Raw genomic sequence first — 21,180 nt, forward strand, 5'->3', positions numbered from 1 at the left:
ATGGTGTTTATAGTATCGGCTCCATATCAGGGAATGATTGAAAGCATACCTCACAATTGGACATGATTGTATGCAACATATTGATTCAAGGGAGAACCAGTGAACGTAGAGACACCTCGCCCGTCCGGCACGGGCCCATTGCGCGGAATCAGAGTCCTTGAGATGGGCCAGCTCATCGCAGGACCGTTCTGCGGGCAGCTCCTCGGCGATCTTGGCGCAGAGGTCATCAAGATCGAGGATCCCGAGAACGGCGATCCGATGCGCCAATGGGGACAGGCAACGGTCAAGGGGTCTTCCCTGTGGTGGTCAGTTCTGGCACGGAACAAGAAGTCGGTGACCCTCAACCTGCGCACGCCCGAAGGACAGGCTGCCGCAGCGACACTTGCGGAATCGGCTGACATCGTCGTTGAGAACTTCCGTCCCGGATCACTCGAGAAGTGGGGCCTCAGTCATGAAGAGCTCAGCAAGAACAATCCAGGACTCATCATGTTGCGCGTCTCCGGGTTCGGTCAGACCGGCCCCTACTCGGCACAGGCCGGCTATGGGGCGATCGGAGAGGCCATGGGGGGCCTCCGGTACGTCGTCGGCGATCCATCGACTCCCCCATCACGGGTCGGCGTTTCGATCGGAGATTCCTTAGCGGCCCTGTTCGGCACCGTGGGCGTGCTCGCCGCTCTCCAGGAAAGGCACAACAGCGGACTCGGCCAGGTTGTGGATTCGGCTATCTACGAATCAGTGCTGGGAATGATGGAGTCCCTGGTGCCCGAATGGGCAGAAGACGGCATTCAGCGCGAACGCAGCGGGTCGACGCTTCCCAAGATCGCGCCCAGCAACGTCTATCCCACCGCTGACGGGCAGTGGCTCATCATCGCAGCCAATCAGGACACGGTCTTCCGGCGCCTGGCTGCAGCCATGGGAAATCCCCGTCTCGCTGACGGCCCCGAGTACTCCACTCACACGGCTCGGGGCGAGCGCCAAGCTGAACTCGACGAACTGGTTGCCGAGTTCTCACTGCAATTCACCGCCGATGACCTGGTCGAACTGCTCAACGAGAATTCCGTTCCAGTCGGTAAGATCTTCCGCGTCGAGGATATGCTCAGCGACCCTCAGTACAAGGCCCGGAGATCGGTCATCGAAGTCGACAGCACCGACTATGGAACAGTGACGATGCAGAATGCCTTCCCACGACTGAGCCGGACGGACACAACGGTGAGATGGGCTGGGCCAGAACTCGGTCAGGACACCGAGGCTGTGCTCACCCAGGCTGGTTACGATCGGGGCGCCCTCACAGATCTCAGAGACAAGGGAGTGATCCGCTGATGTGGAGTCTGCCAGATCGAGCACGGCTCGTCGAAGTGGGATTGAGGGATGGCCTCCAGGCCATTGAGACCCCGCTGTCCACCGACCGCAAGGTTGCCATCGTCGCCGATATGATCGCCGCCGGCTTCAAGGAGATCGAGATCGCCTCCTTCGCCCACCCGAAGGTTCTGCCACAGCTGGCCGACGCCGAGGCGGTCCTGGCCGACATTCCCCGCCCACCCGACGTGCGATTTCGTGCTCTGGTGCCCAACGCCCGAGGTGCCCGACGGGCGGCCGCATGCGAACTCGACGAGGTGACCTTCGTCGTCCCGGCCGAGGACGGGATGGCCCTGAAGAATCAGGGCACCACCACCCAAGGACTGTTGGACCAGTTGGAGGAGGTACGGGAAGTTTCTCATGACGCGGGTCAGCGGCTGATCGTCGCCGTCGCCTGCGCGTTCTTCTCGCCCTGTTACGGCCCCGTATCGAAGGCTGCTCGTGACTCAGTTGTCCGGAAGGCGACCGAGGTCGGCGCCGACGGAGTCTATCTGGCCACAACGACCGGTGAAGAGACGCCGCTCGAGGTCTTCTCAGGGATCCGCGAGACGAAGAATGATTTCCCCGGCATCGAGGTCGGCACACACCTGCACAATCGCAACGGATTTGCCCCCGCGAATGCGCTGGCTGCGCTGTCGGCCGGTGCGGACTGGCTCGAATCTTCGGTTGCCGGGCTCGGAGGTGACATGTGGTTCCCCGGCGATCCGACCGTCTTGGGGAATATGGCAACGGAAGATCTCGTCCACTTACTGGATGGAATGAGCGTTGTCACCGACATAGACTTGCGGCGTGTCAGACAAATATCTGAGAGTCTCATCGAAGAGACGAATTTCCCCGTCAGTTCATTCGTCAGCCGAGGAGGAACCCGTGAGGAACTCGCCAACGCAACATGGGACTAGACCAGCATGTCGGTGACTGAGGGAGCTGAACCACCTCGGTTCGGCGAATCACACTGGACCGAGGTCAGCTCGCGCATTCTCGGCCTGGTGATCTCTGGCGATCTTCCACCGGGTTCATGGATTCGTGAGAATGACCTTGCGGGTCGCCTCGGTGTCAGCAGAACTCCGATTCGCGAAGCCTTCCGCGAGCTGGTGGGGGTCGGCGTCGTCGAGGTCGTGCCGCGCAGGGGCACCCGTGTGCGCAGCTACGACGCCGAAGAGATCGAGCAGATATACCGATCACGCGCAGTCATCGAACCCTATGTCATGTCGGAGAGCATCGGCCGGCTCACCGCCGATGACTTTGCATCGTTGGACATACTGGCCGAAGAGATGAAACGCCTTGCGTCCGATCCTGCGACGCGTTCTCAAATCGCGTCGGTGAACAACGATTTCCACGGCATCTTCATTCGCAGGAGTGCGGCTCAATCTCTCATCTCGACCACGTTCAATCTCATGATCCCCATTGTCGTGGCCAAGCTCTTCTCCTCCTATTCGGACAGCGATGTGACCTCGAGCATGAATCACCACGATGAGCTCATCGCTGCTGCTCGGGCCGAGGACAAAGAATGGGCTGCGGCCGTGAGCAAGACGCACATCATCAGCGGGCTCAACCGATTCAAAGCCATGATCGCCGATACCACGTCCGAAGGAGAGCCTGAGCCCTAGCTGCTCGTGGCCTCTCCCCCGCTGCTGTGCGTGCTGGTCGCGTCAGGTCTGGTTGTCGTCATGCTCGGTCTCCACAGTTGACGGGTGTCGAGTAGGCGTCGCGGATGCTCAGCCGGTCGAAGGGGTCCGCCCCTAGCATTGCCAGGGGCTCGGTCGTAGCTACCCCGCAAGGAGTTCCGGTGCGAGCTGCGGGGTACAGCGACGAGCTGGTCGACGACCACATCACAGGACGTGCGCCATCGCCATCGCAAACCCCGTGAGAGGATCGGAGCAGAAACAAAAGGAGAAGTATGAGTGTTCTGTACCTGATCCGGCACGGTCAGGCGTCGTTCGGCACCGATGACTACGATCGACTCTCTCCGCTCGGGGTCGCGCAGAGTCGAGCCGTCGGCGAACAGTTCGCCTACCTCGGCGTCTCGCCTTCTCTCCTGATCCACGGCGACATGCTTCGTCAGCGCCAGACGACTGAAGGCATCGTCACCGGTCTCGACAGTGAGAAGGATTCTCACATCGATTCCGGGTGGAACGAGTTCAACGCCAGCAATCTTCTCGATGCTCTGCCCGACCATGATCCCCGGGCGGCGACTGATTCTCGGATCTTCCAACGCGTGCTCGAGGAAGCGGCCGCGCGATGGGCCGCAGGGGACAACGACGACGATTATGAGGAAGCCTTCTCAGCTTTCACTGCCCGTGTCGATCATGCCCTCGACGAGGCGGTCGATTCGCTCGATTCGGGTGAGCAGACGGTCGTGGTGTCGAGCTCAGGAGCAATCGCCTGGACTGCTGCGCGTCTGCTCGGAGGCGGTTTCGAGCAATGGCTGGCGCTCAACCGCGTCACCGTGAATTCGGGGATCACCAAAATCGTCAAGGGTTCGAGCGGAGTCAGCCTGATCTCCTTCAACGAGCACAGCCACCTGTCGGCGGGGTCGATCACCTACCGCTGACCTCACCCATGCATCCGCGCCCCCTTGACCACTCGATCCACCGCATTCTTCGGCCCGCGCAGAGCGATGCCGACCAGGTTGAGCTCCTCGGCCGCCACTGAGGCGACGGCTTCCCGGTTGGCCGCATCGTGGCCGGTCGAGAACAGCTCCTCCGTGTACACCGCCACGGGGATGCCACGACCGAGCGCGCCTTCGTCCGGGCCTTCGCCAGCACCTCGGCGCCGGAGGCCATGATAAGGACGGGTTGGCGCAGCATCGGGAGGTAGACGTTGCCGTCGGCGTCTCGGTAGTCCTCACCCACCACACCCGATGTGCTGGTGGCGATGCCGCTCATGAGGAACGCCGTGACGTTGAGCTCTTGCCAGGGCAGCAGGTCGTTGCGAAGGACCACAACGACCTTCGTGTCGAACCGTGCCGCCTCGGCGCCGGTGGATGCTTCAGACTGGGTGATGACTTCTGCTGTGTTCGGGTCTTCGTGCATACTCACACTCTTATTCACTTCACAGGTCCGGTCTTGTACGTTTGTGACATGGCAGATGTGATCCACGCGTGGCACCCGGATGTTCCCCTGGTGCAGGAGGTGCTGCATGCGCGATTCGAGCATCATGCCTACCCGTCGCACACCCATGATTCGTGGACGGTGCTGCTCGTCGACCAGGGCACCGTGACCTACGACCTGGACCGTCACGAACACCAGACTTCGCGGTCGGCGGTGACGCTGCTGCCCCCGCAGGTGCCCCATGACGGCCGCTCCGCAACACCGGATGCGCCCTTCCGCAAACGCGTCCTCTACCTCCATCCCGAATGGCTGCCGCACACAGCTGTCGATGCCGCCACTCAGACCCCGACGCTGTTCAATCCGGACGTAACCGCCGCTGTCGATCACATCCACTCTGCACTGAATGACCCGGCCGACGCCCTCGCCGCCGAATGCACAGTCCTCGCCCTGCGCGACCTCGTACAGCCGCACCTGAAATCACCAGTCGACACGGCTTCTGACAAACCACTGGCCCGGCGTCTGCGGCAGCTGCTCGATGATCGCTTAGAGGAGACCTTCACCATCGCCGAGGCGGCCGCCGACTTGAGCGCCCACCGCAGTCACCTGGCCCGCGTGTTCACCGACACCTACGGGATCGCCCCGCATCAATACGTCGTCGGGCGTCGGGTGGACCGCGCCCGCCGACTGCTCCTGTCCGGCCACTCCCCCGCCGAGGCGGCTGCTGAGTCCGGTTTTCATGACCAGTCCCACCTCACTCGGCACTTCCGCCGGACGTTGGGGATGACGCCGGGCGTCTTCGCGGCCTGAGGCAAAGGCGAACCTCCGTCCTCCGCGATCGCTCATACAGTTCGCGAATCGGCCCCCGGCCTCTTCGGCACCCCCAGTCGACGCTCAGCTCTTGAGGACTCGGAAGCTGTCGACGTTCGAGGTCACGGATCCGCGAACGAAACCGGAGGGGGAGGCCGCGATCGCGGTGAGGAATTCGACCGCCTCGGCGGTGATCTCCTCACCGGGCATGATATTGGGCACTCCCGGCGGGTAAGCGGCCAGGGAGTCGGCGGAGATCCGCCCGACGGCCTCGGCAGCGGGCACGATCTCGGTGGCCGCGAAGTACCCTTCGCGAGGACTTACGCGCCTCCGACCGGGGGCGGGCAGCTCCGGGAAGCCCGTCTGCGCACGACCGCTCACAGCCTCAGTCCGCCCCTCGGGGGATTCGACGACCGCCACCAGGGTGTCGAAGACAGCATCGACATCCGGGGTCTTGCCTGCGCCGATGACCGCGACGAGGGTGGTCTCGGTCGACAATTCGAAGTACAGGTCGTGTTCGGTGATGAGCCTGTCACGAACCCAATGGGCGCTGATGCCGGTGGCCGAGAGGTCGATGGGCACCCGGAGGAGATCGGTGTCGACGATATCGGCGAAGGCTCCGAAGCCCTCGCCGACATCGGCGAAGCGATCGTCAGCGGCCAGCAGCTCACGGAAGCGCAGGGCCGTGTCGAGCGATCGGCCGATCATCTCTTCACCGGTGGCCAGGGCGCGCCGGGCGACGTCGAGAGAGCCCATGAGCAGCGCCGATGACGAGGTTGAGGCAGTCATCGTCATCGCCCGGGCGATGAGGGGCTCGAGCACATCGGCGAACGGCCCCTCGCCCAGATGAAGCATCGCCGACTGGGTGAGCGACCCGGCGAGCTTGTGAGTGCTGGAGATGACGAGATCGGCGCCGAGGCGGGCCGGGGATTCCGGCAGGCGCGGGTGGAACCCGAAATGTGGGCCCCAGGCACCGTCGACGATCAACGGTGCCTCGTGAGTGTGGGCGACCTCGGACAGCCCTCGGACATCGGCGACGGACCCGAAATAGCTCGGGGAGACGATATAGACCGCCGAGGCGGCGCGACCTTCATCCTCGGCCTGGGTAAGGGCCGCGTCGAGGGCGGAGACGGAGACGCCGTGAGCGATCCCGTTGACGGCGTCGACGGAGGGCAGGACGTATTGGGGGTGGAGTCCGGCGAGCACCACACCGTCGCTGAAGCTCGAGTGGGCGCTGCGCTGGGAAACGACGTTCTCTCCGAGGCCGGCGGCGGCGAGCGCGACGGTGCGATTGGCCTGGGAGGCGCCGTTGGTGAGGAACCAGGTGCGGCGGGCTCCCCATGCGTCGGCGGCCAGTGCCAGGGAGTCCTGGAAGGGTGAGTCCTCCTCGAGGTCGACGCCTGCGAGGAGCATCGGCAGATCGAGGCGGATCGCCTTCTCGCCGATGAAGTCGGTGAGCAGGCCGCTGATGCCGGCATCCGTTCCGCCGTGGCCGGGCACCATGAGGTTGGTCGAATCGCGGGAGGCCAGAGCGTTCAGCGCGTCCGAATAGGGGGCCTGGTTCTGATCGAGGCAGAAATGGCGGTGCCCGAGGCGGTGCTGCAGTACTGGTGTGTCCGTGAGCGATTCCAACATGTCTCTATCGTCTCGCATCAGATGAGCTGGCGGAATCCCCCAGAATTCTGGTTAGATCCATACACTGTATGGAACAGAGGCGATGTACTGCGTAGTATCAGGGGCATGATCGATCTTCGCCAGATGCAGGCGCTCATGGCAGTGGCCCAGACGGGTTCGGTGGCGCGTGCGGCGAAACAGCTGGGCTGGAGCCAGCCTTCGGTCGACTATCATCTGCGCAATCTCGATCGCCTCTGCGGCACTGCCCTCGTCGAGCGTTCGACGCGTGGTTCGTCGCTGACAGCGGCCGGCGACATCATGCTCGATCGGGCCCGGCGGATTCTCACTCTCTCCCAGCGTGCCCTGCACGATGTACGGGCGTATGCTCAGAGCGGTCTGACACGGATGAAGTTCGGCACCTTCCCCACTGCGGCCTCCGCGCTTCTGCCTTCGATCGTCAAGAGGTCGAAGCAAGCCGGCTTGCACATCGACAGCACGCTCGAGGAGATCTACCAGCTGGTCGCCCACGTCAATCAGCACGACTACGACGCCGTCCTGCTCTATTCGGTTCCTGGCTATGACCTGCCATTCGCTCCGACGGTGAGCACGACCGAGGTGTTCCGCGAACCGCTGCAATTAGCGCTGCCGGTCTCCCACCCACTGGCACGGCGGAAGTCGATCGGCGTGGAGGCCCTGGTCGAACTGCAGGACGAGAACTGGCTGCTCGGCTCGACTCGCGACGACCCCATCGATGCGATCGTCGTCGATGCGTTCAAGGGCGCCGGCCATCAGCTCGAGGTTGAGTTCCGCACCGACGACTATTCGGTGATGCTCGGAATGGTCGCCGCGGAGATGGTCGTCGGCCTCGTCCCCCTGCTGGCTTCAATGGGCCACCACCCGGGGGTGGCGCTGCTGCCCATCGACGATCCGGCCTTCTCCAGGTCCCTCCTGGTGGCCACCCCGCACAGCCCGGCCGGGTCCGAGCTGGCGGCGAACACGCGCAAGCTCTCCGGCATCATCACTGACTGCACGAGCCTGATCGAAGATGCTTCGGTCCACGGATCAGAGCTGAAGCCATAGTGAACGCCAGAGGAAGCCTCGGTCGTTCCAACCGCGCCCTAGTGGCGAGGGGAGCGCCTGGGATCACGATCGGTCGGAGCCTTGAGTGGCAGACGGTTCCACAGCGTGACGGTCACGGCGTCGGCAAGGGGCGCTGCAAGCACAACGACGATCAGGACGATCATCGCACCGACGGTTGCTCCGGCCGCCACATCGTGTGGGAAGTGGTGTCCGGCCACCACCCGGGAGACCGCAGTGATGAGCGTCAGCGGGACGGCCACCCAGGCCATACGAGGTACGGCGACGACGAGAGAGGTCGCCACAGCGACGGCGATCACGGTGTGGTTGCTGGGGTACGACCAGTTCTCCACCGGAGGGCAGCTTGTCACAGCATAATCATAGATGTTGCACGGGCGGGCCTCTTCGAACAGTGCTTTGAGCACCTTGTTGCACGCATAGGCCACAACAGCACCGATGCCGCCCGCTATCAGCACGGACAAGGAGCCTCCTCGACGTCTCAAGAAGAGAATGACCGCGGTGACTGCCCAGGTGCCCACCAACGCCAGCAGGGATGCTTCAGAGAGACGATACCCCAGCTCGAAGGCATCCCAGGCGGCGATGAAGCGAAAGAGGTCGGTGCTCAGTTGCAGTCCGTGGGAGAGCAGCACCAGGACGGCTGCTCCGATTGAGAACAGTGACACAGCGATGAGTACACGGCGTGTGGGGGTGAGCATGATCTGATAGTTCACAAACTGGGTGGGCCGCAGGGACCCGAGTGACTCTATCTGACGTTGCCCGTTCTGATTCCATCCCGGACTATCACGGTGATGGCCGGAACGCGCCGAGCCGACCCGCCCTCACGCCCACCGATACTCATACTCAGGCCGTCCCGGCGTCCCATGTCGCGGCTGTTTCACCGCCTGCTTGGTCTTCACCAGATGCTCCAGATACCGGCGCACCGTCACGCGGGAGAGCTCCAATCGCGCGCCCACCTCGGTCGCGGAAACGGGCGACATCGAGTCCCGCACGACGCCGGACACCGCCGCCAGCGTCTCCTCGATCAGCCCCTTGGGCAAGCGCTCCGATGACACCGAGCGCAGCGCACTGAGCGCATTGTCGACGGCCGCCTGGGTCGCCAACGACCCCGCCTCGTCGCCGCTGAGATTGAGGCGGAACGCCCGCTGGTTCTCCAGCTTCTCGCGGAAGGCGGCGAAGGTGAACGGTTTGATGAGGTACTGCGTGATCCCCGTCGAGATCGCGGACTTGATGACCTGCAGGTGGCGCACTGCGGTGATCGCGATGATGTCGGCCCCATGACCGCGCGTGTTCATGCGTTTGGCCACGTCGAGACCGTGCGAGTCGGTGAGGCTCATGTCCAGCAGGACGATGTCGACCGGGGTGCCGGCATCCGCCAGCGCATCAATGCGGGCGAGCGCATCGTATCCGCTGAGGCAGATGGCCGCGACGGTGAACCCCGGAACTCTGCGGACGTAGTCCCCGTGCGCCTCGGCGGTCATCGGATCGTCTTCGACGATGAGCACCCGCAGCTCGGCATCATCGCCCGTCATCGCCACCATCCCGTCCGTCTCCGGTTCTCTCGTTCGTCGCGGCGCTGTCATTCGCTGCGCCCTCGCCGAGGTTGTCCTCCGTCAGTGGCAGTGTGACCGTGAAGATCGCACCGCCATCCGATTCGACGTCCAGTTCCCCACCGAGCCTGGTCACGGCCTGCCTGACGAGGACCAGCCCGAACCCGCGTCCACCTGTGCGCGGGGCCGCCGCCTTCTCAGAGGCGCCGAGGTGGAAGATCGCGTCGATGTCCGTGTCCTCGATGCCCGGGCCCGAGTCCGCGATCGTGATGATGAGCTCCCCGTCGGCGGCGACAAAATCGGCCCACACGTGTCTTTCCTCGGAGTCGGCTGCGGCGTCGAAGGCGTTGTCGAGGAGGTTGCCGGCCACGGTGACGAGATCACGCGCGTCGAGGCTGGCCGGCGGGAGCTGACCGGTGGCCGTGACGGTGAGTTCGATCCCACGCTCATTGGCCTGCGCGGCCTTGCCGATCATCAGCGCCGTGATGAAGGGTTCGTCAAGGGAATCGACGAACGAATCGGTCAGCCGCTGCGACTCCTGCTGATCGCGGACCGCGAAGTCCAGGGCTTCAGGGGAGCGCCCCAGCTCGATGAGCGTCGAGACCGTGTGCAGCCGGTTGGCATGCTCATGGGTCTGGGCCCGCAGCGCCTCGGTCAGCGTCGTCATCGTCTCGAGCTCACCGGTCAGCTCCTGGATGTCGGTGCGATCGCGCAGGGTGGCCACGGTGCCGCCGCCCCGGTCCTCGTCCCTGCCGCCGTCCGGCTGACTGGCCCGCTTCTGATTGACCACCAGCACCCTCTCCTGTGTCAGGTGGATCTCGTCGACGGCATCCCGGCCCGACGACAACAGAGCATCCACGGATACGGGCAGGTCCACCTCGGCGAGGGGAATGGGGGTGCGGTCATCGGGCTCGGGCAGACCCAGCAGCGCGGCGGCCTCATCGTTGTAGAGGACCAGACGCCCATCATCGTCGACGAGGACGAGGCCCTCGCGCAGCGAATGCAGCGCGGAGTCGTAGAACGCGAAGAGGCTCTTGAGCTGCTCGGGCCCGTAGCCGAGGGTGACTCGGCGCAGGTAGCGGCTGAGGATCCAGGACCCGAGTCCGCCGAGTCCGATCGCCGCGAGACCGACGATGATGATCTGCGGCAGTGCCGCCGCCCGGGCCACCGACAGGGTCTGCAACGTCACTCCGACCGAAACCATTGCCGTGACCTCGCCGGATGAGTCGGTGATGGGCACGATTGCGCGCACCGACTCCCCCAGCGTGCCTTCGTACTCCTCGACCTGGCTGTGGCCCGTCAGCGCCCGGTCGACGCTGCCGATGTAGTCCTTACCCAGCTGCCGACGATCCGGGTGTGTGTACCGGGTGCGGTCGCGGTCCATGATCGTCACGAAGTCGACGTCCGCGGTCGAAATCACGGTCAGCGCATACGGCTGCAGCTTCGCCGAGGTCTCAGACGCCTCCGATCCCTGAACGGACTCGATGACGAAGGGGTCGTGGGCCAGGGTCTCGGCGATGGACAGCACCCGCTCCGAGGTGGCGTCGCGGGCGGAACCCAACGTCGAGACGTAGCTGGTGATGGACAGTGCGGCGCAGACGATGACGATGAGCGCGAGCTGAAGGAAGAAGAGTCGGCGTGCCAGCGGTCCGCCTCGGCCCCGGACTCGGCCGGGCACACCGGTTCTCCTCACCATCACTTCCGTTCGACGACTACTTCTTCTTGGTCTTCTTCGTCTTCTTCGATCCGCCGATGAGCATGAGCGAGATGCCGATCGCGGCCAGCCAGGTGTCCTTGGCCACGGGGATGCCGTCCTGGGACGGGCGGATGCCGTCGTCTTCGGTCATGGACTCGATGGAGAAGTAGTTCGATACGAGCCCGGATGCGAACGTCGTCAGCGCGGCTCCCGCGATCCGGGTGGGGACGAAGGGCAGCAGCAGGGAGGCACCCACGGCGATCTCACCGTAGGACAGGAACTTCCCGAACTGGGCCGGGGTCATGTTCTCCACCATCGGGACACCGTTGGCGGCCATCTGCTGCAGACCGGCGGCCGACTCCTCGTCGATGCCGAGCTTGCCGATGCCGGAGTTGAGAATGAACGCGCCGGGAACGGCACGCAGAAGTGCGGTGCTGATTTGCATGAGCTATCCCTTCATCTGGTTGGGGCACGGTGGTCTCTGCTCGTGCCTCAGGGACCACATTAGTCGACTGCGTGACCGGTGCCATGAACACTATGAACGCAACCGAGACACATGTCACTCTCCCTGCGAGGCTGTGCGAGCAGATCGACGCGACCAGGATGTCGCGAGAACAACCACTCAAGGAGGAGACATGGCAACGCTGCCATCGAACGCAGAGGCCGCCGAGGCGGGGCCCACCCCACCGCAGCGGAAGAAGGACCGCACGCACTGGCTCTACATCATGGTCATCATCGCCGTCGTCCTCGGCGCGGCCATCGGACTCATGGCCCCCGAGGTCGGCATCGCCCTCAAACCGCTGGGCACCGCTTTCGTGGCACTGATCAAGATGATCATCGCACCGATCATCTTCTGCACCATCGTCCTCGGCGTCGGGTCCGTGGCCCGTGCGGCCACCGTCGGCAAGGTGGGCGGACTCGCGATGGTCTACTTCCTCATCATGGCCACCTTCGCCCTGGTCATCGGCCTGGTGGTCGGCAACCTCATCCATCCGGGCGCGGGTCTGCACCTCAAGCCCTACGAGGAGTCCTCGGGCGGCAGTGAGGGTTCGACCGTCGAGTTCCTCATGAGCCTCATCCCCGGCGACATCCCCGTCCTGCCCACCCTCGTCCTCGCGCTGCTCGTCGGCTTCGCCCTGCAGTCGATGGGCAAGGCCGGCGAGCCTGTCGTCAACGGCATCCGCCACATCCAGGCGGTGGTGTTCAAGCTCATGATGATGATCATGTGGGCCGCCCCCGTCGGCGCCTTCGGTGCCATCGCCGCGGTCGTCGGCGCCACCGGTTGGGCAGCGATCGGATCCATGGCCATCCTCATGGGTGCCTTCTACCTCACCTGCGCCCTGTTCATCGTCATCGTCCTCGGCGGTCTGCTCAAGATCGTCACGGGCCTCAACATCTTCCTCCTCATGAAGTACCTGGCGCGCGAATACCTGCTCATCTTCTCGACCTCGTCGTCAGAGTCGGCACTGCCTCGACTGCTGGCAAAGATGGAGCACGCCGGTGTCTCGAAGCCCGTCGTGGGCATCACCGTACCGACCGGGTACTCGTTCAACCTCGACGGCACCGCCATCTACCTGACCATGGCGTCGCTGTTCGTCTCCACTGCCATGGGCATGCCGATGAGCCTACCCGAGCAGATCTCGCTGCTGGTGTTCATGATCATCGCCTCGAAGGGAGCCGCCGGAGTCACCGGTGCGGGACTCGCCACCCTGGCCGCCGGCCTGCAGTCCCACCGCCCGGAGCTGCTCGACGGCATGGGCGTCATCGTCGGCATCGACAAGTTCATGTCCGAATGCCGCGCCCTGACCAACTTCACCGGCAACGCTGTGGCCACTCTGCTCATCGGCAAATGGACGAACGAGATCGACATCGACCAGGCACGGGCAACGCTGGCCGGCAAGAGTCCGTTCGACGAGCAGTCCCTCGAACCGGACGCCCACGGAGTACCGGCTGACACCGAGTCGGCTGCCCCCGAGGACAGCGAGAAGGAGAAGGTGTCCGTGAGCTGAACCGCGCAAAGACCCAGCGACGCAGCCGGAACAGTGTCGACGGATAGTGGTTCATCCTGCACGTGGTCGCCGACTGCGGAAATAGATTCGGCCACCGGCTCGAGAGCATGTCGGAGGAAGACGGGCACGAACAGCGCTGCGGATGTGGGGGAGCTGTGAGCCGATGTGGCAGGATGGAGAACTGTCCAGCGGCACAGCATCACGGAGAGGGGGCATGCGCGCTCATGCCTGTTCGGGAACTCGACTCATCATCTGGGGTGCCGTTCTACCGTCAGATCAAGGACATCCTCCGCCATGAGATCTCCAACGGGGAGGTCGACGGCCAGACCCCCATCACCGAGGCGCTGCTGCTCGACCGCTTCGAGGTCAGTCGCGCGCCGATCCGGCAGGCGCTGAAAGAACTCTCCGACGAAGGCTTCGTCTATCGCCGGCAGGGCAAGGGAACCTTCCCCGTTCCCGGGGCCCAGGTCCATCGTCCCGCCGACATCCGTCCCGGCGGCTTCCAGGACTACCTCATCGAACGCGGCATGCACCCGACCTCGGTCGTCAACAACCTCGGCCGCGTTCGCCCGCCGGAGCACGTCCGCTCTCTGCTCGAACTCGCCGATACCGCCGAGGTGCTCCATTTCCGCCGGATCATCTCCGTCGAAGGCGAACCATTAGCCGCCAACGAGGTCTACGTCATCACCCCCGAAGGGTTCGAGACGACCGTCGACGAGCTCATCGACGCCGGGTCGGTATTCGCCCTGCTCGAGGACCGCTTCGGCCTGACAGTCGTCCGGGCAGCGAACGAGGCCTGGGCGACCGGAGCCGACGAGAGCCTGGCTTCGGCTCTCGCAATCGAGGTGGGCACGCCCGTCCTCTCGATCGACTCGGTCTTCTACGCCCGAGACGGTCGCCCACTGGGGTGGCGTTCGGCTATGCACCGCCCCGACGAGTTCAAGTTCCACTTCCTCACGGGACGCTGATCGACCGCCCGGCGACACGATGCCCACTTTGACTTTAGTATGACAATATGTAAAACTAAACCTGCGAGGCAGCTCACACCTCCTCGCCGAGCGCACTGCAGATGATGATCGTCGTCATCCTCCTGGTGCCTCGCCTCCTCGACTGACATCGCCCCATCGCGGGCTTCGCACAACCACACACCGGCGTGTGATGTCAGCACGGCATCCGCCGAGAAAGAGCAGAAACCAATGAGTAACGACGCTCAGAACAGCGCCACCACGGTCACCACGGTTCTGGGTCCGATCCCCGCAGACGAGCTCGGCGTCATCGCCGTCAGCGAAGCGCTGCTGTCGGTCCTGCCGGGAGCCGAACACGCCCACGACATCAGCATGGATCGCAGCCAGATCTTCGCCGAGGCGGCCTCCGCGCTCAACGCCTTCCGTGAAGCCGGCGGATCGACCGTCGTCGACACGACGGGCATGTTCCACGGCCGCGACGTCCCCCTCCTCGAGGCACTCTCCCGGTCGACGGGAGTCACCATCGTGGCCTCGACCGGGATGGGGCCCGAGGAGCTGCTGGGCGGCTACTTCCTGACTCCGCAGACGAACCCTCCCACCCCGTGGCCCGCCGAGAAGTTCGCCGACCTGTTCACAAAGGAGATCGCCGAGGGCATGGTCGTGCCTCGCATCGAACGTCGGGGCCCAGCCGGACTCGTCGTCACCGCCGCAGCGACCGAGGGCATGACCCCCACCGAGGAGAGTCTCTTCCGGGGCGCAGCGCGCACGGCCCTGAGCACCGGGGCTCCCGTCATCGCTCGCTTCGGAGCCGATCCCGTGGCCGATCTCGATGTCCTCCTCGACGAGGGACTGAGCGCCGAGCGCGCGGTCATCGCCGGTCTCGACCGCTCCGAAGTCGACAGAGCCGCGATCGTCCGGGCCCTCGACCGGGGCGCCTTCGTCCTTCTCGACCACGTCGGCTCGAACGGTGACGGCTGGCTGACCGACGGCGCCCGCGCCGATCTCGTGTCCGGCCTCATCGCCGACGGCCACGGTGAACGGATCCTGCTGTCCGCCTCGGCGACGGGAGCGGCCCGGGGCGTGCCGGCCAACGACATCGGCTTCGGATTCGTACTCACGGACTTCCTGCCCATGCTGACTTCCCGCGGAGTCAGCGACGCCGCCGCCCGCGGCCTCGTCACCGCCAACCCGCGCGCACTGCTGACCCGGCGCTGACCGGCCGCCCTTCCACGACTGACAGGTGAGAGACATGTCAAAGATCAACACAGTACTGGGACCAGTCGCCCCCGCAGAGCTGGGCGCAGTCGCCATCCACGAACACATCGGCTACGGCATGCCCGGTTCGGAGCTCGACACCACCTGGTGGAAGTCTCCGGAGGAACGTTATACCGAGACCATTCCGAAGCTGCGCGCCTTCCACGACTACGGCGGCGGCACCTTCGTCGACGCGACCGGCATCTGCAACGGCCGCGACGTCGACTACTACCAGTCGCTGTCGGAGAAGACCGGCGTGCACATCGTCGCAGCGACCGGCTTCGTCGGCGGGGACACCGCGCTGCCGCACTTCGCCCGCGCCTCCGTCGACTACATCACCGAGGTGTTCGTCCACGAGATCACCGAGGAGATCGGGCACACCGGCGCGAAGGCCGGAGTCATCAAGGTCGGCGTCTCCCGCGGGGGACGGATGACCGAACTGGACAAGAAGATCTACCGGGCCGGAGCCCGTGCTGGAGCGACCACCGGGGTCTCGATCCTCACCCATCTGGCCATCGATCCCGAACCGGCGCTGGCGATCTTCGCCGAGGAGGGCATGCCCTTGGACAAGGTGCTCTTCGGTCATGCCGACGACGGCGTCAACGCCCCGCTGACGCCCGATACCCGCATCCTCGGCGCCGGGGCCCGCCTCGGTTTCGACACCTTCGGCTACGAGACCGAGCTGCCGGACCCGCCGTTCTGGGCACGACCGCGCCAGGAGCGCCTCGACCACTTCCTGCGACTGTCGGAAGAAGGCTGGTTCGACCGCCTGCTCGTGTCCGCGGATGCGAACTGCTCCCCGCTCGGCTGGCCCGGCGTCAAGGGCCACACCGTCAACTACATCTTCGAGCAGCTGCTGCCCGACCTCAAGAGCGCCGGAGTCGACGACGACTCACTCCACCGCCTCCTGGTCGACAACCCGGCCGCATTCCTCACCATCGCGAACTGACTTCGATCCCAAGGACATCACCATGAACGACACCGACATCAAGAACCTGCGCATCGCCGTCATCGGCGGCGGATTCGGCGGCGCGGCCGCAACCGTCTTCCTCAACCGCCTCGGCGCGGATGTGCATCTGTACGAACAGGCCAAGGACATCAAAGAGGTCGGTGCCGGCATCGGCATGCGGCCGAAGACCCTCGAGGTCTTCCGCAAATGGGGCATCCTCGAGGAGATGAACGCCGTGAGCTCGGCCTCGGAGTTCTTCGAGATCCTCGACGGGTACGGCACGCCGGTCGTGCGCGAGACCTGGCCGAAGATGGACGAATTCGACTTCGACGCCCGCACCCGGATGATCCACCGCGGCGACTTCATCGATACCTTCATCCGCAATGTGCCGACCGAACGCTTCCATCTGGGCCATAAGATGACCGAGATCGACGACCACGGCGATTCGGCGACGGTGACCTTCGCCAACGGCGAGTCCACGACGGTCGACCTCGTCATCGGGGCCGACGGCATCCGCTCGAAGGTCCGCTCGCAGCTCTTCGGCGACTACCAGCCCGTCTTCGCCGGGGCCCACGCACACCGGGTCATCGTCGACGGTGCGGACACTCACGGCATGCTCACCGATGACAATCTGCGCATGTACGTCGGTGCCAACGGCACACTCATCTACTTCCTGCCGCTGCGCCATCGAGGACCGAACGGGCAGTTGTCCTTCGACATCACCTGCAACAGCGACGACGACTCCTGGGCCCCGACCCTGACCCGCGAGATCCTCGCCGAGGCGGTCGAAGGATTCGACGACCGTCTCCAGGCGATCACCGCCGAACTCGACCTCGAGTTGGTGAATTCGCGGGGAGTCTATGACATCGATCAGGTCGAGACCTGGCATTCGGATTCCGTCGTCCTCATCGGCGACGCCGCCCATGCGATGCTCCATCACCAGGGGCAGGGGGCGAATCAGACGATCCAGGACTCCTCGGAGCTGGCCGACTGCCTCGTCGAATTCGATACGATTCCCGAAGCCCTGGCCGCCTATACCCAGCGTCGCAAGCCCGATACCCAGGCACTGCAGGCGATCTCGCGACAGAACTGGCCGACCATCGAGGATCTCAGCACTGCGTTTCCCGAGAAGGGCAACATCGCCTGAGTGCTTCTCGGCCCGGCTCGCAGCCGACGTCACTCTCGCGCTGCGGGAGACACAGCAACGGAAAGGACATGACATGCCCCTGCACCCGGTGATCGCCGAGGTGGTGGCCGACATCCCGCCGACCCCCGAGGACGGAACCGCGACCGTCGACCCGCAACAGTGGCGCGCCGATGAGGAAGCACGCGTGCCGCCGCTGGCCGATCGTCTGCCGGTGACTCGTGTCGAGGACACGAGCATCGACACGACCGCCGGTGGTCTGCCGCTGCGCATCTACCGGCAGCGCCCGGGCGAGCCCACCGGGGTGCTGCTGTACTTCCACGGCGGCGCTTTCTTCTCCGGCAGCCTCGAGACCCATGACGTCGTCGCCCGGTCGCTGGCCGTGGAGACCGGGTTCACCGTCGTGGCCGTCGGATACCGCAGGGCACCCGAGGCGGCCTTCCCTGCGGGACTCGAGGACTGTTTCGCCGCATTGAAATGGGCGATCGGCCACGGTAGGGACCTCGACTGGGACTCTCACCGTCTGGCCGTGGTCGGCGACAGCTCCGGTGGAACCTTCGCCGCGGTCGTCGCGGCCCGGGCCTTGGAGGAAGGGATCGATGCGATCACTCACCAGGTGCTGCTCTACCCTTCGGTCGACCTCGACTTCGATCTCGACCGCTACCCTTCGCTGCGGGAGAACGCTCGCGGCTATGGGCTCGAGACGGCGGGGTTGAAACCTCACAACTCCTTCTATCTGGAGTCCGGAGCCGACACGGCCGACCCTCGCGTCTCCCCCATCAAGCGGGAGGACCTCACTGGCCTGCCGAAGACGCTCATCATCACCGCCCAGTTCGACCCGCTGCGCGATGAGGGCGAGCAATATGGTCAGCACTTGCAAGAAGCCGGAGTCGACGTCACCGTCCACCGGTATGAGACGGCGAACCACGGGTTCCTCGCGAACTTCGGTCAGCTGCCCGAGTTCTACCCCGCTTTCGCGGAGATCGGCGAATTCCTGCGCGGCTGAGTGGGCTTGCGCAGCGGCGAACCACATATCTCCTTCGCTGACAAGCTGAGCGAAGGCCGCCACGTCGAGGCCATCGGAGGACGGGCGCTAAAGGTCGTGGAGAGCTTTCTCGATCTCTCGGGTTCCACCGATCACTTCGAATCGTCTGCAGCGGGCCAGGTCGAGTTCGATCGCCGTCACGAGGACGGCCGCCAGGTCGTCTCGGGAAAGCACACCTTGAGGGACTTCATCGGCGATAGTCACCGTGCCCTGACCTGGGTCATCGACGAGATCGTCGGGTCGGACGATGGTCCAACCCAAGTCGAGGCGACTGACATGACTGTCAGCAGCTCGTTTTGCGCGGAGCAGATGGTCGATGTGGGGGACGCCGTAGTCCTGGTCGGCACGGTGGGCAGAGATCAGCATGAATCGGTCTGCTCCAGCGGCGATGCTCGCATCAGCTGCGGCGATGATCGCGTCGCGATCCAAGCGGAGGACTTCATTCGGGGGACTTCCGTGGCCGCTTCCTGCAGCGTAGACGACAGCATCCGCTCGCGCGGCCAGTGCTTCGATTTCAGTCGTCGTGGCAGTCATCAGGTCAAGGACGGCTCCTTCGGCACCGATGGCACGAAGCGTGTCGAGGTGCTGAGTCTGGCGGACTGTCCCCAGCACCTCGTGTCCGTGAGTTCTCAGCTGTTCGACGATGCGATAGCCGGTTCGGCCATGTGCTCCGATGACGAGGATACGCATCAGCGGGCCAACTGTGTGCCGCCGTCGACGACGATGCTCTGTCCGGTCACCCATCCGGCGTCCTCGCTGAGGAGCCAATCAGCGGCGGCCGTGATGTCGCGTGGCCTGCCGACGCGGCCGACCAGTGTGGACTGCGCAGCGCGGTCGACCATCGGGTCCGACGAGCCGAAGCCACCTGCTTCGAAGAACTCGGTGTCGGCGACGAACCCCGGGACGATCGCGTTCGCGGTGATCCCCCGCGGCCCGAGGCGGCGGGCGAGGTCTCGCGCATAGGCATGCACCGCGGCCTTCGCCACAGAATAGGGGCCACCCGCCCCGTCGATACCCGCGGTCGAGCCGATGAGGACGACCCTGGATCGGTGCTCGATGTATCTGTCGGCGAGTGCCTCGGCGATGAGCAAGGCGCTGGTGAAGTTCTTCGCAATCGCCTCGGACCAGTCGGAGGCGACCTGGGCAAGGGAGCGCTCGTCGGTGCGGAAGAAGTCGCCCTGACCGCCGGCCGCCGTGACGAGACCGATGACCGGTGCTCCGCCGAGTCGAGCGACGACGCTCTCTGCGCCTTCGACAGTGGAGAGGTCACCGGAGACGGCCTGCATCCGACTCCGAGCATCGCTGAGCTCGATGGTCTCTTCCAGGGCATCCTCGCGTCGCCCGATCACCGCTACGCGCCTGCCGGCGGCCACTTGCGACAGTGCGATGTCGCGGCCCATGCCGCTGCCGCCCCCGGTGACCACCACGATCGGTTCCTGGTCAGACAAACTGGCTCCTTCTGGTGCGATGCGCAAGTGTGTACGTCTCAGCCTTCTTCACTGTACTCCTCTGCCTGCGAACTGACGATGCAGCAGTTGAAAGTTCTGGCCGTGCTCGCGACGAGCGGGAAAAGCGTCGGTTCGGCTGTCTCTCCACACCTGTTCGACGGTCAGGTTCGCGGCGGCTGCTCGCGAAGTGCGATCCGTCGCCGGTACCCGTCCATGGTCGTGAAGAACGGAGAGGGTTCGAGGCTCGGGTCACTGGTGTAGCCGAGCTCGGCGGCCACGGATTCGAACGGCGAATACGGTGAGGAGGACTCAGAAAGCCCGTGCTCGATCGCTCTCGCGGCCGCCGCACGGATGCGGGCTTCGATCTCGAGCGATTCGTCGATCGCACGAGCAGCGCCCTCGGCGTCAAGGCCGATCTCGAAGGGCTCTCCGGTCGAATCGCGGTACGGGTGGCCGAGGAAGAGGCGGGCGGGCCGGATGGTGTCGCGGAGGAACTCGAGACTGCCGCGGTAGGCATCGGGGTCCTCATAGCCGGGGAAGCCGTTGGCCGCCCCGTGGATCTGCACCGCATCTCCGACGAAGACGTCGTTCTGACCGTCGATGACATAGGCGACCGATCCGGCGGTATGCCCGGGGATGCCGTGGACACTCACGCTCACCCCGCCGCCCAGCGAGAGGCTCTCTCCTCCGCGCAGGATGACATCGGCGTTCATCTCGCCGGAGATCGCCGCCTCGGTCGCGGCGGTCTGCTGCGATTCCGCCTCGGGATTGTCGAGGTAGTGGTCGCGCAGCTCGAGGTAGTTCTCCACGTGGGCCCGACGTCTGCGCAGATAGTCGAGGTCCGCCTCGTGGATGACGACCTTCGCCTTCCTCCCGGTCAGCTCCCACAGAGCATGAGCTCCGCCGAGGTGGTCGATGTGTCCGTGAGTGAGCAGGATCCAGCGGACGTCCTCGATGCGCCGGCCTGACTTCTCCAGTTCAGCGACGGTGCCGTCGACTGTCGAGGTCACTCCCGCATCGACGATGGCCGGCTCCTCGGCATCGATGAGGAACGAGTACAGGCCGAATCGGCCCCAGGGAGAGAAGAGAGGGGACACGGTGACTGCCATGGAGGCTCCTGCTTTCGTCGTCGAACTGCCGTGGTGGATTCTCGATCCAATCTTTGTCATAATAATATTGTCTATACGCCTTTGGCGCC

21 protein-coding genes and 1 pseudogene are annotated in these 21,180 nt (G+C 64.8%); 12 read left to right on the plus strand and 10 right to left on the minus strand.

Annotation, left to right across the window (positions count from 1 at the left end; translation table 11 throughout):
* The first annotated feature begins 99 nt into the window (after positions 1–99).
* From BKA07_RS00105 to BKA07_RS00120, 4 genes are all read left to right on the plus strand, one after another.
* A complete protein-coding gene (locus BKA07_RS00105; protein ID WP_167949083.1) occupies positions 100–1,320 on the plus strand; it encodes a CoA transferase in 1,221 nt (406 codons plus the stop codon).
* The gene (locus BKA07_RS00110; RefSeq protein WP_167949084.1) at positions 1,320–2,255 is read left to right on the plus strand and encodes a beta/alpha barrel domain-containing protein; all 936 of its coding nucleotides are present in this window, start codon (positions 1,320–1,322) and stop codon (positions 2,253–2,255) included. The genes BKA07_RS00105 and BKA07_RS00110 overlap by 1 nt, the downstream gene beginning before the upstream one ends.
* Before the next feature lie 6 nt (positions 2,256–2,261).
* Positions 2,262–2,963, plus strand: a complete 702-nt coding sequence (locus tag BKA07_RS00115) for a GntR family transcriptional regulator (protein WP_245161777.1) — start codon at positions 2,262–2,264, stop codon at positions 2,961–2,963.
* Between the two features lie 290 nt (positions 2,964–3,253).
* Entirely contained in the window at positions 3,254–3,907 is a 654-nt protein-coding gene (locus tag BKA07_RS00120; protein WP_167949086.1) for a histidine phosphatase family protein, read from the plus strand.
* A 2-nt stretch (positions 3,908–3,909) separates the two neighbouring features.
* On the opposite strand, the gene BKA07_RS19090 is transcribed toward BKA07_RS00120, so the two are convergent.
* Together BKA07_RS19090 and BKA07_RS19655 are read right to left on the minus strand one after the other, a co-directional pair.
* Positions 3,910–4,074, minus strand: a complete 165-nt coding sequence (locus BKA07_RS19090) for a DUF2000 family protein (RefSeq protein WP_342448939.1) — start codon at positions 4,072–4,074, stop codon at positions 3,910–3,912.
* 74 nt (positions 4,075–4,148) lie between these two features.
* Positions 4,149–4,535 (minus strand): annotated as a pseudogene (locus BKA07_RS19655) (DUF2000 family protein); the annotation flags it as partial.
* On the opposite strand from BKA07_RS19655, the gene BKA07_RS00130 reads away from it, so the two are divergent.
* Positions 4,437–5,213 (plus strand): AraC family transcriptional regulator, encoded by a 777-nt coding sequence (locus tag BKA07_RS00130; protein ID WP_167949087.1) that lies wholly within the window; start codon positions 4,437–4,439, stop codon positions 5,211–5,213. The pseudogene BKA07_RS19655 and the gene BKA07_RS00130 overlap by 99 nt on opposite strands.
* Positions 5,214–5,297: 84 nt before the next feature.
* Here the strand turns inward: BKA07_RS00130 and BKA07_RS00135 are convergent, their stop codons facing one another.
* Complete coding sequence (locus BKA07_RS00135) at positions 5,298–6,848, minus strand: aminotransferase class I/II-fold pyridoxal phosphate-dependent enzyme (protein ID WP_167949088.1); 1,551 nt, start codon at positions 6,846–6,848, stop codon at positions 5,298–5,300.
* Between the two features lie 105 nt (positions 6,849–6,953).
* Here BKA07_RS00135 and BKA07_RS00140 point away from each other — a divergent pair, with 105 nt between their 5' ends.
* Positions 6,954–7,907: a LysR family transcriptional regulator gene (locus BKA07_RS00140; protein WP_167949089.1), complete on the plus strand. Its 954-nt coding sequence runs from the start codon at positions 6,954–6,956 to the stop codon at positions 7,905–7,907.
* 38 nt (positions 7,908–7,945) lie between these two features.
* On the opposite strand, the gene BKA07_RS00145 is transcribed toward BKA07_RS00140, so the two are convergent.
* From BKA07_RS00145 to BKA07_RS00160, 4 genes are all read right to left on the minus strand, one after another.
* Positions 7,946–8,620 (minus strand): phosphatase PAP2 family protein, encoded by a 675-nt coding sequence (locus tag BKA07_RS00145; RefSeq protein ID WP_167949090.1) that lies wholly within the window; start codon positions 8,618–8,620, stop codon positions 7,946–7,948.
* Positions 8,621–8,743: 123 nt separating this feature from the next.
* Positions 8,744–9,454 carry a response regulator gene (locus BKA07_RS00150; protein ID WP_167949091.1) on the minus strand — a complete coding sequence of 237 codons (711 nt, stop codon included), beginning with the start codon at positions 9,452–9,454 and terminating at the stop codon, positions 8,744–8,746.
* Entirely contained in the window at positions 9,441–11,150 is a 1,710-nt protein-coding gene (locus BKA07_RS00155; protein ID WP_342448940.1) for an ATP-binding protein, read from the minus strand. The genes BKA07_RS00150 and BKA07_RS00155 overlap by 14 nt, the downstream gene beginning before the upstream one ends.
* A gap of 34 nt (positions 11,151–11,184) precedes the next feature.
* Positions 11,185–11,613, minus strand: a complete 429-nt coding sequence (locus tag BKA07_RS00160) for a hypothetical protein (protein ID WP_167949093.1) — start codon at positions 11,611–11,613, stop codon at positions 11,185–11,187.
* 190 nt (positions 11,614–11,803) lie between these two features.
* On the opposite strand from BKA07_RS00160, the gene BKA07_RS00165 reads away from it, so the two are divergent.
* The 6 genes from BKA07_RS00165 (at position 11,804) to BKA07_RS00190 (ending at position 18,495) form a co-directional block, all read left to right on the plus strand.
* Positions 11,804–13,177 (plus strand): cation:dicarboxylate symporter family transporter, encoded by a 1,374-nt coding sequence (locus tag BKA07_RS00165; protein WP_167949094.1) that lies wholly within the window; start codon positions 11,804–11,806, stop codon positions 13,175–13,177.
* Positions 13,178–13,401: 224 nt separating this feature from the next.
* Positions 13,402–14,145: a GntR family transcriptional regulator gene (locus BKA07_RS00170; RefSeq protein WP_167949095.1), complete on the plus strand. Its 744-nt coding sequence runs from the start codon at positions 13,402–13,404 to the stop codon at positions 14,143–14,145.
* Between the two features lie 228 nt (positions 14,146–14,373).
* Positions 14,374–15,357 carry a phosphotriesterase gene (locus BKA07_RS00175; protein WP_167949096.1) on the plus strand — a complete coding sequence of 328 codons (984 nt, stop codon included), beginning with the start codon at positions 14,374–14,376 and terminating at the stop codon, positions 15,355–15,357.
* A 34-nt stretch (positions 15,358–15,391) separates the two neighbouring features.
* Positions 15,392–16,345: a phosphotriesterase family protein gene (locus BKA07_RS00180; protein WP_167949097.1), complete on the plus strand. Its 954-nt coding sequence runs from the start codon at positions 15,392–15,394 to the stop codon at positions 16,343–16,345.
* Between the two features lie 22 nt (positions 16,346–16,367).
* Positions 16,368–17,492, plus strand: coding sequence for an FAD-dependent monooxygenase (locus BKA07_RS00185; protein ID WP_167949098.1), 1,125 nt, complete (start codon positions 16,368–16,370; stop codon positions 17,490–17,492).
* Positions 17,493–17,565: 73 nt separating this feature from the next.
* Entirely contained in the window at positions 17,566–18,495 is a 930-nt protein-coding gene (locus tag BKA07_RS00190) for an alpha/beta hydrolase (RefSeq protein ID WP_167949099.1), read from the plus strand.
* A gap of 87 nt (positions 18,496–18,582) precedes the next feature.
* Here BKA07_RS00190 and BKA07_RS00195 read toward each other — a convergent pair whose 3' ends face one another.
* From BKA07_RS00195 to BKA07_RS00205, 3 genes are all read right to left on the minus strand, one after another.
* Positions 18,583–19,224 carry an NAD(P)H-binding protein gene (locus BKA07_RS00195; RefSeq protein WP_167949100.1) on the minus strand — a complete coding sequence of 214 codons (642 nt, stop codon included), beginning with the start codon at positions 19,222–19,224 and terminating at the stop codon, positions 18,583–18,585.
* A complete protein-coding gene (locus tag BKA07_RS00200; protein ID WP_167949101.1) occupies positions 19,224–19,982 on the minus strand; it encodes an SDR family NAD(P)-dependent oxidoreductase in 759 nt (252 codons plus the stop codon). The genes BKA07_RS00195 and BKA07_RS00200 overlap by 1 nt, the downstream gene beginning before the upstream one ends.
* Positions 19,983–20,143: 161 nt before the next feature.
* Positions 20,144–21,091 carry an MBL fold metallo-hydrolase gene (locus BKA07_RS00205; protein ID WP_167949102.1) on the minus strand — a complete coding sequence of 316 codons (948 nt, stop codon included), beginning with the start codon at positions 21,089–21,091 and terminating at the stop codon, positions 20,144–20,146.
* Positions 21,092–21,180 lie beyond the last annotated feature (89 nt).

Origin of the sequence: Brevibacterium marinum (genome assembly GCF_011927955.1) — a bacterium.
GTDB classification, from domain to species: domain Bacteria; phylum Actinomycetota; class Actinomycetes; order Actinomycetales; family Brevibacteriaceae; genus Brevibacterium; species Brevibacterium marinum.